Annotated in this window: 16 protein-coding genes and 1 other RNA gene; all 17 read left to right on the top strand. The window is 32.7% G+C overall.

Features of this window, described 5'->3' with window-relative positions:
* Window positions 1-113 precede the first annotated feature (113 nt).
* The 17 genes from obgE to JX000_RS05655 all read left to right on the top strand — a co-directional run bounded on the left by obgE (window position 114) and on the right by JX000_RS05655 (window position 20119).
* Window positions 114-1406 (top strand): GTPase ObgE, encoded by a 1293-nt coding sequence (obgE, locus tag JX000_RS05575; protein ID WP_206140982.1) that lies wholly within the window; start codon window positions 114-116, stop codon window positions 1404-1406.
* An 11-nt stretch (window positions 1407-1417) separates the two neighbouring features.
* Window positions 1418-1873 (top strand): ACT domain-containing protein, encoded by a 456-nt coding sequence (locus tag JX000_RS05580; protein WP_075778030.1) that lies wholly within the window; start codon window positions 1418-1420, stop codon window positions 1871-1873.
* Window positions 1874-1889: 16 nt separating this feature from the next.
* On the top strand, window positions 1890-2492 hold the full coding sequence (gene ruvA / locus JX000_RS05585; RefSeq protein WP_002451799.1) for a Holliday junction branch migration protein RuvA: 603 nt from the start codon (window positions 1890-1892) through the stop codon (window positions 2490-2492).
* Window positions 2493-2526: 34 nt separating this feature from the next.
* Window positions 2527-3531, top strand: coding sequence for a Holliday junction branch migration DNA helicase RuvB (gene ruvB / locus JX000_RS05590; RefSeq protein ID WP_049424703.1), 1005 nt, complete (start codon window positions 2527-2529; stop codon window positions 3529-3531).
* 1 nt (window position 3532) lies between these two features.
* The gene (gene queA, locus JX000_RS05595; protein ID WP_002451801.1) at window positions 3533-4558 is read left to right on the top strand and encodes a tRNA preQ1(34) S-adenosylmethionine ribosyltransferase-isomerase QueA; all 1026 of its coding nucleotides are present in this window, start codon (window positions 3533-3535) and stop codon (window positions 4556-4558) included.
* A gap of 21 nt (window positions 4559-4579) precedes the next feature.
* Window positions 4580-5719, top strand: a complete 1140-nt coding sequence (tgt, locus tag JX000_RS05600) for a tRNA guanosine(34) transglycosylase Tgt (protein WP_002451802.1) — start codon at window positions 4580-4582, stop codon at window positions 5717-5719.
* A 15-nt stretch (window positions 5720-5734) separates the two neighbouring features.
* Entirely contained in the window at window positions 5735-5995 is a 261-nt protein-coding gene (yajC, locus tag JX000_RS05605; RefSeq protein ID WP_002451803.1) for a preprotein translocase subunit YajC, read from the top strand.
* 342 nt (window positions 5996-6337) lie between these two features.
* On the top strand, window positions 6338-8617 hold the full coding sequence (secDF, locus tag JX000_RS05610; RefSeq protein WP_206140983.1) for a protein translocase subunit SecDF: 2280 nt from the start codon (window positions 6338-6340) through the stop codon (window positions 8615-8617).
* Window positions 8618-8738: 121 nt separating this feature from the next.
* Window positions 8739-11021: a single-stranded-DNA-specific exonuclease RecJ gene (recJ, locus tag JX000_RS05615; protein WP_206140984.1), complete on the top strand. Its 2283-nt coding sequence runs from the start codon at window positions 8739-8741 to the stop codon at window positions 11019-11021.
* Between the two features lie 14 nt (window positions 11022-11035).
* Entirely contained in the window at window positions 11036-11554 is a 519-nt protein-coding gene (locus tag JX000_RS05620; RefSeq protein ID WP_002451806.1) for an adenine phosphoribosyltransferase, read from the top strand.
* Between the two features lie 416 nt (window positions 11555-11970).
* A complete protein-coding gene (locus JX000_RS05625) occupies window positions 11971-14160 on the top strand; it encodes a RelA/SpoT family protein (RefSeq protein WP_124227807.1) in 2190 nt (729 codons plus the stop codon).
* A gap of 22 nt (window positions 14161-14182) precedes the next feature.
* Complete coding sequence (gene dtd, locus JX000_RS05630) at window positions 14183-14635, top strand: D-aminoacyl-tRNA deacylase (RefSeq protein WP_124227806.1); 453 nt, start codon at window positions 14183-14185, stop codon at window positions 14633-14635.
* Window positions 14632-15507, top strand: a complete 876-nt coding sequence (locus tag JX000_RS05635; protein ID WP_206140985.1) for an N-acetylmuramoyl-L-alanine amidase family protein — start codon at window positions 14632-14634, stop codon at window positions 15505-15507. Before dtd ends, JX000_RS05635 begins: the two co-directional genes overlap by 4 nt.
* 381 nt (window positions 15508-15888) lie before the next feature.
* Window positions 15889-17151 carry a histidine--tRNA ligase gene (gene hisS / locus JX000_RS05640; RefSeq protein WP_206140986.1) on the top strand — a complete coding sequence of 421 codons (1263 nt, stop codon included), beginning with the start codon at window positions 15889-15891 and terminating at the stop codon, window positions 17149-17151.
* 15 nt (window positions 17152-17166) lie between these two features.
* Window positions 17167-18933: an aspartate--tRNA ligase gene (gene aspS / locus JX000_RS05645; protein WP_124227804.1), complete on the top strand. Its 1767-nt coding sequence runs from the start codon at window positions 17167-17169 to the stop codon at window positions 18931-18933.
* Window positions 18934-19056: 123 nt separating this feature from the next.
* A non-coding RNA gene (gene ssrS / locus JX000_RS05650) (6S RNA) lies at window positions 19057-19247 on the top strand.
* A 98-nt stretch (window positions 19248-19345) separates the two neighbouring features.
* Window positions 19346-20119 (top strand): tRNA threonylcarbamoyladenosine dehydratase, encoded by a 774-nt coding sequence (locus JX000_RS05655; RefSeq protein ID WP_002451812.1) that lies wholly within the window; start codon window positions 19346-19348, stop codon window positions 20117-20119.
* Window positions 20120-20144 lie beyond the last annotated feature (25 nt).

Here is a 20144-nt window from a genome sequence, read left to right on the forward strand (position 1 = left end):
ATCATGTTGATTCCTAATGATTCAATTTAAGAACTAAAATTTTTCTACACATAGACTTAATGATATAATTAAACAGATCATGAAAACAAAAATGAGTAAAAGAGGTGAGATATATGTTTGTCGATCAAGTGAAAATATCTCTTAAAGCAGGAGATGGTGGTAATGGTATTACCGCTTACAGAAGAGAAAAATATGTACCATTCGGTGGACCAGCTGGTGGAGATGGTGGCAAAGGTGCATCAGTAATATTTGAAGTAGATGAAGGACTACGTACATTATTAGATTTTAGATACCAAACGCACTTTAAAGCTAAAAAAGGTGAGAATGGTCAAAGTAGTAACATGCATGGAAGAAATGCTGAAGACTTAGTATTAAAAGTACCACCTGGCACAATTGTTAAAAGTGTTGAAACAGAAGAAGTGCTTGCAGACTTAGTAGAAGATGGCCAACGGGCTGTGGTGGCAAAAGGTGGTCGTGGAGGACGTGGCAACTCACGTTTTGCTACACCTAGAAATCCTGCCCCAGACTTCAGTGAAAATGGTGAACCAGGTGAAGAAATTGACGTCACACTTGAATTAAAATTATTAGCAGATGTTGGTTTAGTAGGTTTTCCTAGTGTGGGTAAATCCACTTTGCTTTCAATCGTTTCGAAAGCTAAGCCTAAAATTGGGGCCTATCACTTTACAACAATTAAACCTAACTTAGGTGTTGTATCTACACCTGATAATAGAAGTTTTGTCATGGCTGACCTACCAGGATTAATCGAAGGTGCCTCAGACGGTGTAGGATTAGGTCATCAATTTTTACGACATGTTGAACGTACAAAAGTAATCGTACATATGATTGATATGAGTGGTTCAGAAGGTCGTGACCCTATCGATGACTATCACGTAATTAATAAAGAATTAGTGGCATATAAACAACGTTTAGAAGATCGCCCTCAAATTATAGTGGCAAATAAAATGGATATGCCAGATGCTGAAGATAATTTAGAATTATTCAAAGAGGAAACCGGCGATGACCATATCATAATTCCATTATCAGCTGTCTCAAGAGATAATATCGATCAATTATTATATACGATTGCTGATCAACTTGAAAAAGTTAAAGATATTGATTTCTCTGTTGAAGAAGATGAAAATGTTGGTGTAAACCGTGTTGTGTATAAACATACACCATCTCAAGACACATTCACGATTACAAGAGATGATGATGGTGCATACGTTGTGAGTGGTAATGCTATTGAAAGAACATTCAAGATGACTGATTTCAATAGTGATCCTGCTGTACGTAGGTTCGCAAGGCAAATGCGCTCAATGGGCATTGATGATGCTCTAAGAGCTAGAGGTTGTAGCAATGGAGATATCGTAAGAATTCTTGGTGGAGAATTTGAATTTATAGAATAGGAGTGTGAAAGATGGACAATAAAGAATATAGGAAGTTTTATCTTATACGCGAAGATGTTTTACCTGAATCTGTAATTAAAACTTTGAAAATAAAAGATGCATTAAAAAATAATTCTGAGTTGTCCATCTATGATGCCGTAAAACAATACGGTTTGTCACGTAGCGCTTTTTATAAATATAGAGAAACTATATTTCCTGTAGATGAAAAATTATTAGATCATCGTGAATTCACATTAATTCTATATGTCAATGATATTGTAGGTATGTTGGCACAAGTATTAAATACAATTTCTCAATTACAGTTATCTGTACTTACTATACATCAAAGTGTACCGATGAATGATAAAGCGACAATTACCTTATCGTTAAATGCATCATCTTCAGATTTAATGATAGATGATGTAGTAATTGCTTTACGAGAAATTGAACATGTGTCTAAAGTAGAATTAATAAGCATGAGTATGTAAATGAGGATGTGCTAAAATGTACGCGTATATTAAAGGTAAACTAACGCAATTATTTCCTACTCACGTAGTGGTAGATGTTAATGGCGTTGGTTACGAAATTCAGACACCTAATTCATATCGTTTTCAAAAATATTTGGATAAAGAAGTTCAAATATTTACATCATTAATTGTTAGAGAAGATGCTCAGTTACTCTATGGTTTTATTAATGAAGAAGAGAAAGATATGTTTTTAAGTTTAATAAAAGTAACAGGAATAGGTCCAAAATCAGCATTGGCTATACTTGCAACAAGTACACCTAATGAAGTGAAACAAGCTATTGAGAATGAAAACGATACTTACCTTACTAAATTCCCAGGTATCGGTAAGAAAACTGCACGACAAATAGTGCTTGATTTAAAAGGCAAAGTTCAAATTACAGAAGAAAATAGTGACACACTATTAAATGTGATGAATGATTCTAATGCTAATGAATCTATGATTAAGGAAGCTATGTTAGCTTTAGAAGCGTTAGGTTATTCAAAACGTGAGTTATCTAAAGTTGAAAAGGTTCTAAAACAATCTAATATGGATTCAGTTGATGAAGCTGTTAAAATCGGATTACAAACATTAGTGTCATAAAAAACCTAACATCAAAATGAAAGGGGGAAATATTATGGATGAAAGAATGGTCGACCAATCTGCACATAATGAAGAATCTGACTTCGAATTATCTTTACGACCAACTAAATTAAAGCAGTACATTGGTCAATCTTCCATTAAAAGTAATTTAGAAGTATTCATTAAAGCAGCTAAATTGAGAGAAGAGCCTCTAGATCACGTTCTCTTATATGGTCCCCCTGGGTTAGGTAAAACAACTTTATCTAATATAATAGCCAATGAAATGGACGTTAACATTAGAACAGTATCTGGCCCTTCATTAGAGCGTCCTGGAGATTTAGCAGCAATTTTATCTGGATTACAACCAGGAGATGTGTTGTTCATTGATGAAATACATCGTTTAAGTAGTGTTGTTGAAGAAGTATTATATCCCGCGATGGAAGACTTTTTCCTAGACATCATTATAGGTAAAGGTGATGAAGCACGTAGTATTCGTATTGATTTACCACCTTTTACACTGGTTGGTGCTACAACACGTGCTGGAAGTTTAACTGGACCTTTAAGGGATCGATTTGGCGTCCACTTACGACTTGAATATTATAATGAAGCAGATTTAAAAGAAATTATAATAAGAACTGCTGAAGTACTAGGAACAGATATAGATGAAGAGAGTGCGATAGAGTTAGCAAAACGATCTAGAGGTACACCACGTGTAGCAAACCGTTTATTAAAAAGAGTGAGAGATTTTCAACAAGTAAATGAAGATGATCAAATCTATATTGAAACTACAAAGCGTGCATTAAAACTATTACAAGTTGACGATTATGGATTAGATTATATTGATCACAAAATGATGAATTGTATATTAAATCAATATAAAGGTGGACCTGTCGGACTTGATACAATTGCAGTGTCTATTGGTGAAGAACGAATAACTATCGAAGATGTTTATGAACCTTTCTTGATTCAAAAAGGTTTCTTAGAACGTACACCTCGAGGTAGAAAAGCAACACCATTGGCGCATGAACATTTTGGCAATTCTAATGAAATGAGGGAGTAAGTTGAATATTGAAGATTTTGACTACGATTTACCTGAATCTCTAATCGCACAAACGCCTTTAAAAAATAGAGACCAAAGTAGATTGTTAGTATTAAATAGAAATAATGGAAATATGGAACATCTACATTTTAAAGATGTGATTAACTATTTTAATCCTGGTGATACGCTTGTTTTAAATGATACTAGAGTTATGCCCGCAAGACTTTTTGGATTAAAAGAAGAAACGGGTGCTAAAGTTGAGATGCTTATGTTGACTCAAATTGAAGGCAATGATTGGGAGGTATTGTTAAAGCCGGCCAAACGTATTAAAGTAGGGAATCAATTGAATTTCGGAGATGGAAAAATTATCGCTGAATGTATTGAAGAGTTAGACCAAGGTGGTAGAATTATGCGCTTGCATTATGAAGGAATATTGCAAGAACGTCTTGATGAATTAGGTGAGATGCCTTTACCACCATATATTAAAGAGAGACTAGATGATCCTGATCGTTATCAAACAGTTTATGCAAAAGAAAGTGGATCTGCTGCAGCACCTACTGCAGGGTTACATTTTACAGATGAACTTTTAGAGTCAATTAAGGCAAAAGGTGTGAATATCGCCTTTATCACATTGCATGTTGGTCTTGGTACATTTAGGCCAGTAAGTGTAGATAATATTGATGATCATGAGATGCATAGTGAGTATTATCAAATGACACAAGAAACTGCAGATTTATTAAATGAAACAAGAAAAAAAGGTCATCGAATTATTTCAGTAGGTACAACATCAACTAGAACACTTGAAACAATACGTAGAGATCATTCAGAATTTGTTGAAAAAAGCGGTTGGACAGATATCTTTATCTATCCAGGTTTTGAATATAAAGCTATTGATGGTTTGATTACTAATTTCCATCTTCCTAAATCAACGCTAGTAATGTTAGTGTCAGCGTTTAGTAGTAGAGAATATATTTTAAATGCATATCAAAAAGCTGTTGAAATGGAATATAGATTCTTTAGTTTTGGAGATGCAATGTTAATTATCTAAAAGAATGTGAGGATTTTAAATATGCCTGCAGTAACATACGAACATATTAAAACTTGTAAACAATCAGGTGCACGTTTAGGAATTGTACATACACCACATGGTTCGTTTGAAACACCAATGTTTATGCCAGTAGGAACTAAAGCAACAGTTAAAACAATGAGCCCAGAAGAATTGCGTCAGATTGAGGCTAAAATTATTTTGGGAAATACATATCATTTGTGGTTACAACCTGGAAATGATATTATCAAACACGCTGGGGGACTGCATAAATTCATGAATTGGAACGGACCTATTCTTACTGATTCAGGTGGGTTCCAAGTTTTTAGTTTAAGTAATCTACGTAAAATCTCAGAAGAAGGTGTCGAATTTAGACATCATACAAATGGTTCAAAATTATTTTTAAGTCCAGAGAAATCAATGGAAATTCAAAATGATTTAGGATCTGACATTATGATGGCATTTGATGAATGTCCGCCTATGCCATCTGAGTATAAATATGTCAAAGATTCAATTGAGAGAACAACACGTTGGGCAGAAAGATGTTTAAAAGCCCATGCTCGCCCTGAAGATCAAGCGTTGTTTGGTATTATTCAAGGTGGCGAATATAAAGATTTACGTGAACAAAGTGCGAAAGAGCTTGTTGAGCTAGATTTTCCTGGCTATGCTATTGGGGGGCTTTCAGTAGGAGAGCCTAAACCTGTGATGTACGAAATGGTAGAACACACTGAACAATTTATGCCAAAAGATAAACCTAGATACTTGATGGGTGTCGGCTCTCCCGATGCATTAATCGAATGTAGCATCCGAGGTATGGATATGTTTGATTGTGTATTACCTACTCGTATAGCTAGAAATGGTACATGTATGACATCTAATGGACGTTTAGTAATCAAAAATGCAAAGTTTGCTGATGATTTAAGACCATTAGATGAAAATTGTGATTGCTATACATGTAAAAATTATTCTAGAGCATACATTAGACACTTAATCAAAGCAGAAGAAACCTTTGGTATCCGTCTTACTACTATTCATAATTTACATTTTCTGCTAAAATTAATGGAAGATATTAGACAAGCCATTCGAGAAGATAGACTTTTAGACTTTAAAGCTGAATTCTTCGAACAGTATGGATTAAATGTAGATAACCCTAAAAACTTTTAAAGAGGAGAATGTAACATGCAATTTACATCATTGATATTACCGATCTTATTGTTGGTTCTAATGTATTTCTTCTTAATTAGACCTCAACAAAAACGTGCTAAAGAGCATCGTGAAATGATAAGTCGTGTAGAAGCTGGACAAAAAATTACTACAATCGGTGGTATTAAAGGTACAGTCAAAGCGGTTGATGAAACAACAGTAGTGGTTACTGTTAATGGTCATGGCACAGAAATGACTTTTGAAAAACCAGCTATTAAACAAGTTGATCCTTCATAATAGTATGTTATTGAAGCCTGGGGCAATATTGTCTCAGGCTTCAATTATATTTACTTGGATTTTAACTTATATGTCTAAACAATTTAAAAATTTAAAAATGATGTGATTTAAGCATTAAAGAATTGTTTCCAATAATTAAATGCGGCTAGAGATGAGTTAGTATCTGTATTTAGTTATTATCCATATGCATTAAATTAATTGAAAAAAGTTTTCAATAATTTCACTATAAAGTGTAGTATGTTAATATAGATAGGTCATAGGAGTTATTCTATTGACTCCGACTTGCAAATATAAGGATTAATCGAGTATTCTAGTATCATAAGTAAATAATGAGGTGTTCATGTGAAGAAAAGTAGTAGATTGATTGCATTCTTACTACTGGTGATCCTTCTGTTCGCAGGTATGGGTCTTACATATAAGAATGTGATTAAGAATGTTAACTTAGGCCTTGATTTACAGGGTGGATTCGAAGTGCTTTATCAAGTTGACCCATTACATAAAGGTGATAAAATTGATAAAAATGCGTTGCAATCTACAGCGCAAACACTAGAAAACCGTGTTAACGTATTAGGGGTTTCTGAGCCTAAAATCCAAGTTGAAGATCCAAATAGAATTAGAGTTCAACTTGCTGGTGTAAAAGATCAGAAAGAAGCAAGAAAGATTTTATCATCACAAGCTAATTTAACGATTCGTGATGCTGACGACAAAGTTAAGTTAAGCGGTGCAGATATTAAGCAAGGATCAGCGAAGCAAGAATTTAAACAGAATACGAATGATCCTACAGTTACATTTAAAGTAAAAGATAAGAATAAATTTAAAAAAGTAACTGAAGAAATATCTAAAAAGCAAAATAACGTTATGGTTGTTTGGTTAGACTTCAATAAAGGCGATAGCTATAAGAAAGAAGCCGATAAAAAAGATCCTAAGTTCGTATCAGCGGCAAATGTTGATCAACCAATCAATTCAGATAGTGTAGAAATTTCTGGTGGATTCCATGGTCAAGAAGGCGTTAAAAAAGCAAAACAAATTGCTGAATTATTAAATGCAGGATCTTTACCGGTAGATCTTAAAGAAATTTATTCAAACTCTGTTGGTGCAGAATTTGGTCAAGATGCGTTAGATAAAACAATCTTTGCATCAGTACTTGGTGTAGCAGTCATTTATCTATTTATGTTAGGATTCTACAGATTACCAGGACTTGTAGCCATCATCGCATTAACAACATATATATATTTAACACTTGTATCCTTTAACTTTATCTCAGGTGTACTTACATTACCTGGTTTAGCAGCCTTAGTATTAGGTGTGGGTATGGCAGTAGATGCCAATATCATTATGTATGAACGGATTAAAGACGAGTTGAGAATCGGTAGGACGCTTAAACAGGCATACTCAAAAGCCAATAAAAGTTCCTTCTTAACAATCTTTGACTCCAACTTAACAACCGTAATTGCTGCAGCAGTACTGTTCTTCTTTGGTGAAAGTTCAGTAAAAGGTTTCGCAACAATGTTGTTATTAGGTATTTTAATGATATTTGTAACTGCAGTGTTCTTATCTAGATTACTATTATCATTACTAGTTTATTCTAATCTATTTAAGAAAAAATATTGGTTATTTGGTGTTAAAAAAGCAGATAGACATGATATCAGTGAAGGTAAAGATGTCCGTGACTTAAAAACATCATTTGAAAAATGGAATTTTGTTAAACTAGCTAAACCATTGATTTCATTAAGTATTTTAATTGTAGTTGTAGGATTAGTTATTCTTTATATTTTCAAATTGAATTTAGGTATAGACTTCTCTGCTGGTACGCGTGTAGACCTACAATCTAAAGAAGCACTAACTCAATCCAAAGTTGAAAAAGTAGTGAAAGATGTTGGTTTAGACCCAGATCAAATTCAAATTAATGGTTCAGGTAATAAAAACGCGACTGTCCAATTTAAACAAGATTTATCACAAGCTAAAGATAACCAATTAAGTGATAAAATGAAATCTGAATTTGGTAACGCACCGCAAATTAATACAGTTTCACCATTAATTGGACAAGAATTAGCTAAAAACGCAATGCTTGCATTAGTTTATGCAGCTGTAGGTATTATTATCTATGTATCATTACGATTCGAATGGAGAATGGGATTATCTTCTGTCTTAGCATTATTACACGACGTATTTATTATCGTCGCTGTGTTCAGTTTACTTCGATTAGAAGTTGATTTAACGTTTATCGCTGCTATCTTAACTATTGTTGGTTATTCTATTAACGATACCATCGTTACATTTGACCGTGTTCGTGAAAACCTTCATAAGATTAAAGTGATTACTTCAGCTGAACAAATTGATGACATTGTTAACAGATCAATTAGACAAACGATGACACGTTCTATTAATACAGTTTTAACAGTTGTTGTCGTAGTTGTTGCAATTCTATTATTTGGTGCACCAACAATTTTCAACTTCTCATTAGCTTTATTAATCGGTTTAATTTCAGGCGTGTTCTCTTCCATCTTCATAGCCGTCCCATTATGGGGAATTATGAAGAAACGTCAATTGAAAAAATCACCTAATCAAAAATTAGTCGTTTATAAAGAGAAAAAATCAAACGATGAAAAAATCGTAGTTTAATCAATTTAAGGTTGAGCATTGATGTTGTATAATCTTTAAAAGATTTTGCAACAAAGTGCTCAACCTTTTTATTTTATTCGATTTTCGATATAATGGCATGTGGAAATGAGGAAGGTTACTTATGATTAAATCTAAATATAATTGGAATTTAAATAACCCAACTGAATATATATCAGATAGTATAGCTAAACGTTTAAAACTATCTCCTATAATCAAGAAAATATTAGAAAGTAAACAAATTATTGAAGAAAAAGACATTCAACAAACTCTAAATGGCATTGATATCAACCATGATATTTCTTTACTTAGTGATATTGATAAAGCGATAGAACGTATCAATCAAGCTATAGATAAAAATGAGCGTATTTTAGTATATGGCGATTACGATGCTGATGGGGTAACTTCTACGACGATATTAGTACATACTTTACAAAAATTAGGAGCCCAAGTTGGATGGTATATACCGAACCGATTTACAGAAGGTTATGGTCCAAATGAAATGGCATTTCAAAATGCTTATGATGAAGGTATTTCATTAATCATCACTGTAGATAATGGTATACAAGGGCATGCTGAAATTAAAATGGCTCAAGAATTAGGTGTAGATGTCATTGTCACAGATCACCACGAAATAGGTAGAACTTTACCTGAAGCATATGCAATCGTACACCCAATGCATCCAGAATTTGATTACCCATTTAAATACTTATGTGGTGCAGGTGTAGCATATAAATTAGCTCAAGCGTTATTAGAAAATGTGCCAAATTATTTTAAAGCATACGCAGCTATAGGCACAATAGCAGATTTAGTTTCATTAACTGATGAAAATCGTTCAATTGTACAACATGGTTTGAAAGTCATGAATGACAATTGTCCAGTAGCCGTTAAAGCTTTACTTAAACAAGCTGGTTATAACGATGACATTACTGAAGAAACAATAGGATTTATCATAGGTCCTAGATTAAATGCAGTTGGACGTTTAGAAGATGCTTCTTTAGCTGCTGAATTATTAATGTCTGATAGTGAAGATGAAGCTGAATTTTTAGCGGAACAGGTTGAGCATTTCAACCAAGAGCGTAAAGATATAGTTGCTCATATTACAGAAGAAGCATTAGCAATAGCTAAGGATTATGTCTCACAAGGACATCAATTTCTATTATTAGCCAAAGAAGATTGGCATGAAGGTGTTTTAGGTATTGTAGCATCGAAAATAGTGGAGACATTTAGCTTACCAACATTAATTTTAAATATTGATCATGAACAAAATCATGCTAAAGGTTCAGCAAGATCGATTGAACAAGTATCCATGTTTGAAATTTTAAATGCCCATCAAGATTTAATTAGTAAATTCGGTGGACACCATATGGCAGCAGGGATGACTATGGATATTGATAATGTTGAAGCATTACGAAATGGATTAAATGAATGGATGGCAAAACTAAGTGAAACGACATCTCTTGAACCGAGTAAAAAGGTAGATGTTTTACTTAATGAATCAGATATTACAATTAAAAACATTAAAGATATTCAGAAATTAAGCCCCTTTGGCACAGATTTTAATTCACCATTATTTGAAATTCAAAATATGACTATACAATCTTTAAAGGCTATTGGTAAAGAACAAAATCACTTGAAGGTGACATTAGGTGATTCTAATTTACCGGCTTTATTTTGGCAAAATGGTGCATATGTTACACAATTAGAAACTGGTCAACCAGTCAACTTAATTGGTAACTTACAAATAAATGAATGGAACGGGAATCAAACACCACAGTTCATTGTTCAAGATATAGCCATGGACAAAATGCAAATATTAGATTATCGAAGCAAAAGTAAAAATACTAATTTCTTAAACAATGATCAAACAACAGCGTTTGTAATTCATTCTAAAGTTCAAAAATCTAATGACAATGAGTTCTTCTATGGAGAAGTTATACCAGGGGAATATGATAAAATAGTATTTAGAGATTTACCGAATACGCTTGATGAATTAAAACACACATTACAACAAACACAAATATCTCAAATTTATCTTGTATTTCAACATAAAACGTCTATTTATTTCGAAGGCATGCCAAGTATCAATTTATTCAAACAATGTTATAAAGCGTTAATTAATAAAAGAAAAATGAATCTAGCGACTGAAGGTATGATGTTGTGTGAATTTCTCAATATTAAAGCTAATTCATTAAAATTTATGCTAAAAGTATTTTTAGAATTAGGATTTATTAACGAAGATGATGGTATAATAACGATTGCGAGTCAACCAAATAAACAAGATATTGAATCTAGCCAATTTTATCAAGCTAGGTTATCAAGAATAGAAGTCGAAAAACTTTTATTATATGATGATTTCAAACATTTAAAACAATGGATTAAAACTCAATTGGGATATAGTAATTAGGAGGAAATAATAAGATGGATTTAAAACAATATGTTTCTGAGGTACAAGATTGGCCAAAACCAGGGGTCAGCTTTAAAGATATCACTACAATTATGGACAATGGTAAAGCATATGGATATGCTACAGACCAAATTGTTGAATATGCAAGAGAAAAAGATGTCGACGTTGTTGTTGGGCCAGAAGCACGAGGATTTATTATTGGTTGTCCAGTAGCATATTCAATGGGCATAGGGTTCGCACCTGTACGTAAAGAAGGTAAATTACCTCGTGAAGTTATTAGATACGAATATAATTTAGAATACGGCACTAATGTTTTAACAATGCATAAAGATGCTATTAAACCAGGTCAACGTGTATTAATCACAGACGATTTATTAGCAACTGGTGGGACAATCGAAGCGGCTATTAAACTTGTTGAAAAGTTAGGCGGTATCGTTGTTGGCATAGCTTTTATTATTGAATTAAAATATTTAAATGGAATTGAAAAGATAAAAGACTATGATGTTATGAGTTTAATTTCTTATGATGAATAATTTACAATTTTAAATTGAGTGAAATAATAATCATGAAGTACTAGTTCTCATTACTGATTAACAATAATGATGTTAATACAGTTTAAGTAGAGAACTAGTTTTTATTTACAAAAAATATTATTGATAGAGTTACAATCTAATTGTGATTCATTTATTTATTCCAAAAGTTGTAGTATCATGTAACTAATATTTAATTTTATTTCATAATCGTTAGCTTATCAGAGTCGTTAAAATTTGATAAACTAATTACAATTAATATTGATTTCACATTGAAACATCAAAAAATATTTTGAAATAATCAAAAGTGATAAAGCTAATCAATTACTATAAACTTTCTTAAGTAATGGGTAATAATACATAACATATGTAAAGAAATTTAAACATGAAAGTATAATCAATGAGTGGGGTGTCATATATTGAACAACGAGTATCCTTATAGTGCTGACGAGGTGCTTTACAAAGCAAAGTCCTATTTAAGCGAAAGCGAATACCAATATGTTTTAAAGAGTTATCATATTGCATATGAAGCGCACCAAGGACAATTTAGGAAGAATGGTTTACCATATATCATGCATCCTATTCAGGTAGCTGGAATTCTAACTGAGATGCGTTTAGACGGTCCCACAATCGTTGCAGGCTTTTTACATGATGTCATAGAAGATACCGCATATACATTTGATGACGTTAAAAAAATGTTTAACGAAGAAGTAGCAAGAATCGTAGACGGTGTCACAAAACTTAAAAAAGTGAAGTATCGTTCGAAAGAGGAACAACAAGCTGAAAATCATCGTAAATTATTTATTGCTATTGCTAAAGATGTCCGTGTGATTTTAGTAAAATTAGCTGACCGATTACATAATATGAGAACGTTAAAAGCTATGCCTAGAGAGAAACAAATACGTATTTCTAAAGAAACATTAGAAATATATGCACCTTTAGCACATAGACTTGGTATCAATACTATAAAATGGGAATTAGAAGATACGGCTTTAAGATACATTGATAGTGTGCAATATTTCCGAATTGTCAATTTAATGAAGAAAAAGAGAAGTGAACGTGAAGCTTATATTGACAATGCCATTGGCCAGATAGAAACAGAAATGGATAAAATGAGTATCGTTGGCGAAATAAATGGTCGCCCTAAACACATCTATAGTATTTATAGAAAAATGATGAAACAAAAAAAGCAATTTGATCAAATATTTGATTTACTAGCTATCCGAATCATAGTAAATACAATCAATGATTGCTATGCGATATTAGGTTTGGTCCATACACTATGGAAGCCGATGCCTGGTCGTTTTAAAGATTATATAGCAATGCCAAAACAAAATATGTATCAATCACTTCACACTACTGTTGTAGGCCCTAATGGGGACCCACTAGAAATTCAAATACGTACTTATGAAATGCATGAAATTGCTGAACATGGTGTAGCTGCGCATTGGGCATATAAAGAAGGGAAAACTGTAAACGAAAAAACACAGGATTTCCAAAATAAATTAAATTGGTTAAAAGATTTAGCTGAAACTGATCATACGTCTTCAGATGCACAAGAATTTATGGAATCACTCAAGTATGATTTACAAAGTGATAAAGTATATGCATTTACACCTGCAAGTGATGTCATAGAGTTACCTTATGGTGCTGTGCCTATTGATTTTGCATATGCTATTCATAGTGAAGTTGGTAATAAAATGATAGGTGCTAAAGTCAACGGTAAAATTGTACCAATTGATTATATATTACAAACTGGTGATATCATTGAAATTAGAACGAGTAAACATTCATATGGACCAAGTAGAGATTGGTTGAAAATTGTTAAATCATCTAGTGCGAAAAGTAAAATTAAAAGCTTCTTTAAAAAGCAAGATCGCTCTTCTAATATTGAAAAAGGTAAATTTATGGTTGAAGCTGAAATTAAAGAACAAGGTTTTAGAGTAGACGATATTCTTACCGAAAAAAATATCGATGTAGTGAATGAAAAATATCATTTTGCTAATGAAGATGATCTATATGCTGCAGTTGGTTTCGGTGGCGTAACTGCTATCCAAATAGTAAATAAGTTAACTGAACGTCAAAGAATTTTGGATAAGCAAAAAGCTTTAAATGAAGCACAAGAAGTGACAAAATCAGTTCCAATCAAAGAAGATATTATTACTGATAGCGGTGTATACGTCGAAGGATTAGAAAATGTACTGATTAAACTATCAAAATGTTGTAATCCTATACCTGGTGATGATATTGTAGGTTATATCACCAAAGGTCATGGTATAAAGGTACATAGAACCGATTGTCCTAATATAAAAAATGAAACAGAACGTTTAATATCAGTTGAATGGGTGAAATCTAAAGACTCAACACAACGTTATCAAGTCGATTTAGAAGTCACTGCATATGATCGCAACGGATTGTTAAACGAAGTATTACAAGCTGTAAATTCTACAGCTGGAAGTCTAATTAAAGTATCAGGTCGATCTGATATTGATAAAAATGCTGTCATTAATATTAGTGTCATGGTAAAAAATGTTAACGATGTATACCGTGTAGTTGAAAAGATCAAACAGTTAGGTGATGTATATACTGTTACAAGAGTTTGGAACTAGAACTTAAGAGGTGCAAAGAAAAATGAGAGTAGTTGTACAAAGAGTTTCAGAAGCTTCTGTTTCAAATAACAACATTCATAATGCTATTCAAAAAGGCTATTGTTTATTAATAGGATTTGGTAAAAACTCTACAGAAGCAGATGTACAAACAATAGCTAAGAAAATCGCGAATGCAAGATTATTTGAAGATGAAAATGACAAATTGAATTATAATATTCAACAAATTGAAGGAGAAATACTATCAATTTCTCAATTTACATTGTATGCCGATGTAAAAAAAGGTAATCGTCCTGGTTTTTCTGATTCAATGCCACCTGAGGCAGCAAATGAATTATATGAATTGTTTAACGAAGCACTTCGATCATATGGCTTGAACGTTAAAACAGGTGAATTTGGTACTCATATGAATGTAGACATTCAAAATGATGGTCCTGTAACAATCATATATGAGAGTCAGGATGGCAAAATGATATGAATAAAATAAATACATGGTTAACCAAACATGGTCTTATGAATCGACTAACGTTAATCGTTGTTATTTGTTTTGTACTATTTCTCATTTTATTATTTATGTTTTTAAATTATAATGATGAAGATAATGGTACAATCACTATAACTGAAAATGCTGAGTTGAGAACTGGACCTAATGCAGCTTATCCTGTTATTTATAAGATTGAAAAGGGAGATACCTTTGAGAAGATTGATAAATCGGGTAAGTGGATTGAAGTAAAGAATAAAGCTGGAGATGAAAAAGGGTGGGTTGCAGGTTGGCACACCAATTTAAATATCCATGCTGATAATTCTAAAAAATCCGCACCATTAAAAGGTAAAACAATTGTACTTGATCCTGGTCACGGTGGACGTGATCAGGGTGCTTCAAGTAACACATCCTCAAAGAGTTTAGAAAAAGTATATACATTAAAAACTGCTAAAGAGTTAAAAAGTTTACTTGAAAAAGAAGGTGCTCATGTTAAAATGACGCGTTCTAATGATACATATGTGTCTTTGGATGATAGGAATATCAAAGGAGACGCTTTTATAAGCATACATAATGACTCACTAGATTCCCCAAATGCGAATGGTGTAACTGTGTATTGGTTACAAGATAATCAAGAAGCATTAGCACAAACACTCAGCAGTAGCATCCAAAAGAAATCCCTCCTTACAAATAAAGAAGCCAGACAACAAAATTATCAAGTCTTGAGACAAACAAACATACCAGCAGTATTATTAGAACTAGGTTATATCAGTAATCCTACAGATGAAGTAATAGTACGGGACCAACTACATAGACAAGTTGTAGAGGAAGCTATCGTTGATGGATTAAAACAATATTTCTCATCATAGAACTTGCAAATCAAATGAAAACTCGTTATCATTATAAATGAATTATAAATAGTAAACCGATTGTATTCTTGAAAGAATAGACGAAAGAGGTAGTATATATTTATATACGTAGAAATGTAATCCATGAGGCTGAAAGATTACGCTGAGTAGTTTATTTCTTTGAACACAAGAAGAGGTGCTTTATTTAAAAGTAAAGCCGGCTAACGTACGTTAAACGTTTTGAGTGGATTTGTGACGTTAGTAATGTCCAAATCAATTAGGGTGGCAACACGGATTTTCGTCCCTTGTATAGTATTTAATGCTATGCAAGGGCTTTTTTATTCACATTTATAAAAAGAAAAAGAAATGAAAACCCTTGAGTATTAGTAAAGGAGATAAAATATGATAAAAATTCCAAGAGGAACGCAAGATATATTACCAGAAGATTCAATCAAGTGGCGATACATTGAAAATAAATTAGACCAATTGATGGAAATTTATAATTATCAAGAAATAAGAACACCTATCTTTGAGAGTACTGAACTTTTTGCTAGAGGTGTTGGTGATTCAACTGATGTTGTACAAAAGGAAATGTACACATTTAAAGATAAAGGTGACCGTAGCCTAACATTAAGACCCGAAGGTACTGCTGGTGTAGTTCGTTCATATATTGAACATAAAATGCAAGGAAATCCTAATCAACCAGTTAAGTTATATTATAATGGTCCAATGTTTAGATATGAACGTAAACAAAAAGGTAGATATCGACAATTTAATCAATTTGGTGTTGAAGCAATTGGTTCTGAAAATCCAAGCATTGATGCTGAGGTTTTAACAATGGTAATGCATATCTATCAATCATTTGGGTTAAAGCACTTAAAATTAGTGATAAATAGTATTGGAGATAGTGACTCTCGTAAAGAATACAATGAAGCATTGGTTAAACACTTTGAACCAGTAATTGATGATTTCTGTCAAGATTGTCAGTCTAGACTACACACTAATCCAATGAGAATCTTGGACTGTAAGGTTGATAGAGACAAAGAAGCTGTCAAAAATGCACCACGTATTACGGACTTCTTAAACGAAGATTCTAAAGCATACTACGAACAAGTAAAAAAACATTTAGATGATTTAGGAATTCCATATGTAGAAGATCCTAATCTTGTTCGTGGTTTAGATTATTACACACATACTGCATTTGAATTGATGATGGATAATCCAAATTATGATGGTGCAATTACAACCTTGTGTGGTGGTGGTCGTTATAATGGCCTACTTGAATTGTTAGATGGACCTAGCCAAACAGGTATCGGTTTTGCATTAAGCATTGAAAGATTATTGTTAGCATTAGAAGAAGAAGGCATTGAATTAGATATAAAAAATGACTTTGACTTATTTATCGTTACTATGGGAGAACAAGCAGATCGTTATGCAGTTAAATTACTTAACGAATTACGAAAAAATGGCGTAAAAGCTGATAAAGATTATCTTAATAGAAAGATTAAAGGTCAAATGAAACAAGCAGATCGTCTAAATGCAAATTATACTATCGTAATTGGTGATCAAGAATTAGAAAACAATCAAATTGATATTAAAAATATGGAAACTGGTGAATCTGAATCAATTCAATTAGACCAAATTGTTGATTATTTTCACAAATAGAGAGGAAGTTTTGAAATGAGTAAAAGAACGACATACTGTGGTTTAGTCACAGAAGATTTATTAAATGAAAAAGTAACATTAAAAGGTTGGGTACACAATCGACGTGACCTTGGTGGATTGATATTCATCGATTTAAGAGATAGAGAAGGCATTGTGCAAATTGTCTTTAATCCAGATTTTTCACAAGAAGCATTAAATATCGCTGAAACTGTAAGATCTGAATATATTGTTGAAGTTCAAGGTGTAGTAACTAAACGTGACGCTGAAACAGTAAATCCTAAAATTAAAACAGGTCAAGTAGAAGTACAAGTTTCAAATATTGAAATTATCAATAAATCAGAAACACCACCATTTTCAATAAATGAAGAAAATACCAACGTAGATGAAAATATAAGATTAAAATATAGATATTTAGATTTACGTCGTCAAGAACTAGCACAAACTTTTAAAATGAGACATCAAACAACACGTTCAATTCGACAATATTTAGATGATAATGGATTTTATGACATTGAAACACCGGTGTTAACTAAATCAACACCAGAAGGTGCCAGAGACTATTTAGTACCTTCACGTGTTCATGATGGAGAATTTTATGCATTACCACAATCACCTCAATTATTTAAACAATTGTTAATGATTAGTGGGTTTGATAAATATTATCAAATCGTTAAATGTTTCCGTGATGAAGACTTACGTGCAGATCGTCAACCAGAATTTACCCAAGTCGATATTGAAATGAGCTTTGTAGACCAAGAAGATGTTATGGCTATGGGTGAAGAAATGTTACGTAAAGTCGTTAAAGATGTCAAAGGTATTGATGTGCCTGGACCATTCCCAAGAATGACTTATGCTGAAGCAATGAGCCGCTATGGTTCTGATAAACCTGATACACGTTTTGACATGGAATTGATTAATGTATCTCAATTAGGTCATGATATGGACTTTAAAGTGTTTAAAGATACTGTTGAGAATAATGGTGAAATTAAAGCAATCGTGGCTAAAGATGCTGCTGATCAATACACACGTAAAGACATGGATGCTTTAACTGAGTTTGTAAATATATATGGTGCGAAAGGTTTAGCATGGGTTAAGGTTACTGATGAAGGTTTAACAGGTCCAATTGCTCGCTTCTTTGAAGATAAAGATACAGAACAATTAAAATCATTAACAGAAGCATCATCTGGGGATTTAGTCATGTTTGTTGCTGATAAACCAGATGTTGTAGCACAAAGTTTAGGTGCATTACGTATTAAACTAGCTAAAGAGTTAGGCTTAATTGATGAAACAAAATTAAACTTCTTATGGGTAACAGATTGGCCTTTATTAGAATATGATGACGAAAGTAAACGCTATGTAGCTGCACATCATCCTTTCACATCACCTAAAAAAGAAGATATTGAGAAATTAGATTCAGAGCCTGAAAATGCACAAGCGAATGCCTATGATATCGTATTAAATGGTTATGAATTAGGTGGCGGTTCAATCAGAATTCATAATGGAGAATTACAAGAAAAAATGTTTGAAGTACTTGGTTTTACTAAAGAACAAGCACAAGAACAATTTGGTTTCTTATTAGATGCATTCAAATACGGTGCGCCACCACATGGCGGTATCGCATTAGGATTAGACAGATTAGTGATGTTATTAACTAACCGTACAAACTTAAGAGATACAATTGCATTCCCTAAAACTGCATCAGCTACTTGTTTATTAACAGATGCACCTGGTGAAGTTTCAGAAAAACAATTAGAAGAATTATCATTAAGAATTAGCCATTAGTGTACCTAAGCGTTAATTTCTTGTGAATATGTCTAAATGTTGTCTGAATAAAAAGGAATTAAAATTTACAATGTTGTTTAATTCCTTTCTTTCTAAGTTTGTGATATTATAATGACATAAGATAGTCATCTGTGATGTTCGTATGTTTGCTTTTTATTTGGGCCTAACACTCTTTGATCAGGGAGCCCAATAGGTTTTCATGCAGCGCAAACGCCTCATTAGGAGGACTTGCAAAACATGAAACAGGGCACCCACCTGTATATAGCAGGCCGAATGATCAAGCTATTTATAACTACGGCATCTACGGACTCTATCGGTACGCAAGACTTAGGTCTTGCGTATTTTTATTTTTAAATTAAAATAATACTTAAAATACATATTGATTTGGATTGTTTAGTTAAAGGAGATTAAAATGAAACATCAATTTTCTAGAAATGAGTTAGCAATCGGACAAGAGGGACTTGATTTATTAAAAAGTAAAACTGTAGCTGTGCTTGGTGTCGGTGGCGTCGGATCTTTTGCAGCTGAAGCATTAGCTAGAACGAATATAGGACATATCATTTTAATAGATAAAGACGATGTTGATATTACAAATGTTAACCGTCAAATCCATGCATTAACGTCGACTATCGGACAAAGCAAAGTGACATTAATGGAAGAGAGAATTAAACAAATTAATCCAGACTGTAAAGTAACGTCATTACATATGTTTTATACAGAAGAAACATATGAAGATATATTTAATAACTATGATATTGATTATTTTATCGATGCAAGTGATACCATTATTTATAAAGTTCATTTAATGAAAGAATGCTTAGAACGTGGTATCGATATGATTTCAAGTATGGGTGCAGCTAATAAAATAGATCCTACTCGATTCCAAATTGCAGATATTTCAAAAACACATACAGATCCAATGGCAAAGGTAATTCGTAATAGATTAAAACGTGTAGGTATTCGAAAAGGAGTAAAAGTTGTATTTTCAGATGAAAGTCCAATTGTAATTAGAGAAGATGTAAAAGAAACAGTAGGTGACAAAAACGCTATCAACAGGAAAGGACAAATGCCACCATCTTCCAATGCATATGTCCCTAGTGTGGTCGGTTTAATTTGTTCAAGTTATGTCATTAATGATATTCTTAAAGACATTCCGATTCGTCGAATTAAAGATAAAGGTCAATAATTAAATAGTAAATAAAAAGATAGTT

This window comes from Staphylococcus sp. SB1-57 (genome assembly GCF_017086425.1).
GTDB lineage: Bacteria > Bacillota > Bacilli > Staphylococcales > Staphylococcaceae > Staphylococcus > Staphylococcus warneri_A.

Coding starts and splice junctions, on each gene's coding strand:
- dtd (WP_124227806.1), top strand. CDS start 14,183: ATGAGAGTAGTTGTACAAAGAGTTTCAGAAGCTTCTGTTTCAAATAAC.
- aspS (WP_124227804.1), top strand. CDS start 17,167: ATGAGTAAAAGAACGACATACTGTGGTTTAGTCACAGAAGATTTATTA.
- JX000_RS05580 (WP_075778030.1), top strand. CDS start 1,418: ATGGACAATAAAGAATATAGGAAGTTTTATCTTATACGCGAAGATGTT.
- JX000_RS05655 (WP_002451812.1), top strand. CDS start 19,346: ATGAAACATCAATTTTCTAGAAATGAGTTAGCAATCGGACAAGAGGGA.
- yajC (WP_002451803.1), top strand. CDS start 5,735: ATGCAATTTACATCATTGATATTACCGATCTTATTGTTGGTTCTAATG.
- JX000_RS05620 (WP_002451806.1), top strand. CDS start 11,036: ATGGATTTAAAACAATATGTTTCTGAGGTACAAGATTGGCCAAAACCA.
- ruvA (WP_002451799.1), top strand. CDS start 1,890: ATGTACGCGTATATTAAAGGTAAACTAACGCAATTATTTCCTACTCAC.
- JX000_RS05635 (WP_206140985.1), top strand. CDS start 14,632: ATGAATAAAATAAATACATGGTTAACCAAACATGGTCTTATGAATCGA.
- hisS (WP_206140986.1), top strand. CDS start 15,889: ATGATAAAAATTCCAAGAGGAACGCAAGATATATTACCAGAAGATTCA.
- obgE (WP_206140982.1), top strand. CDS start 114: ATGTTTGTCGATCAAGTGAAAATATCTCTTAAAGCAGGAGATGGTGGT.
- recJ (WP_206140984.1), top strand. CDS start 8,739: ATGATTAAATCTAAATATAATTGGAATTTAAATAACCCAACTGAATAT.
- tgt (WP_002451802.1), top strand. CDS start 4,580: ATGCCTGCAGTAACATACGAACATATTAAAACTTGTAAACAATCAGGT.
- ruvB (WP_049424703.1), top strand. CDS start 2,527: ATGGATGAAAGAATGGTCGACCAATCTGCACATAATGAAGAATCTGAC.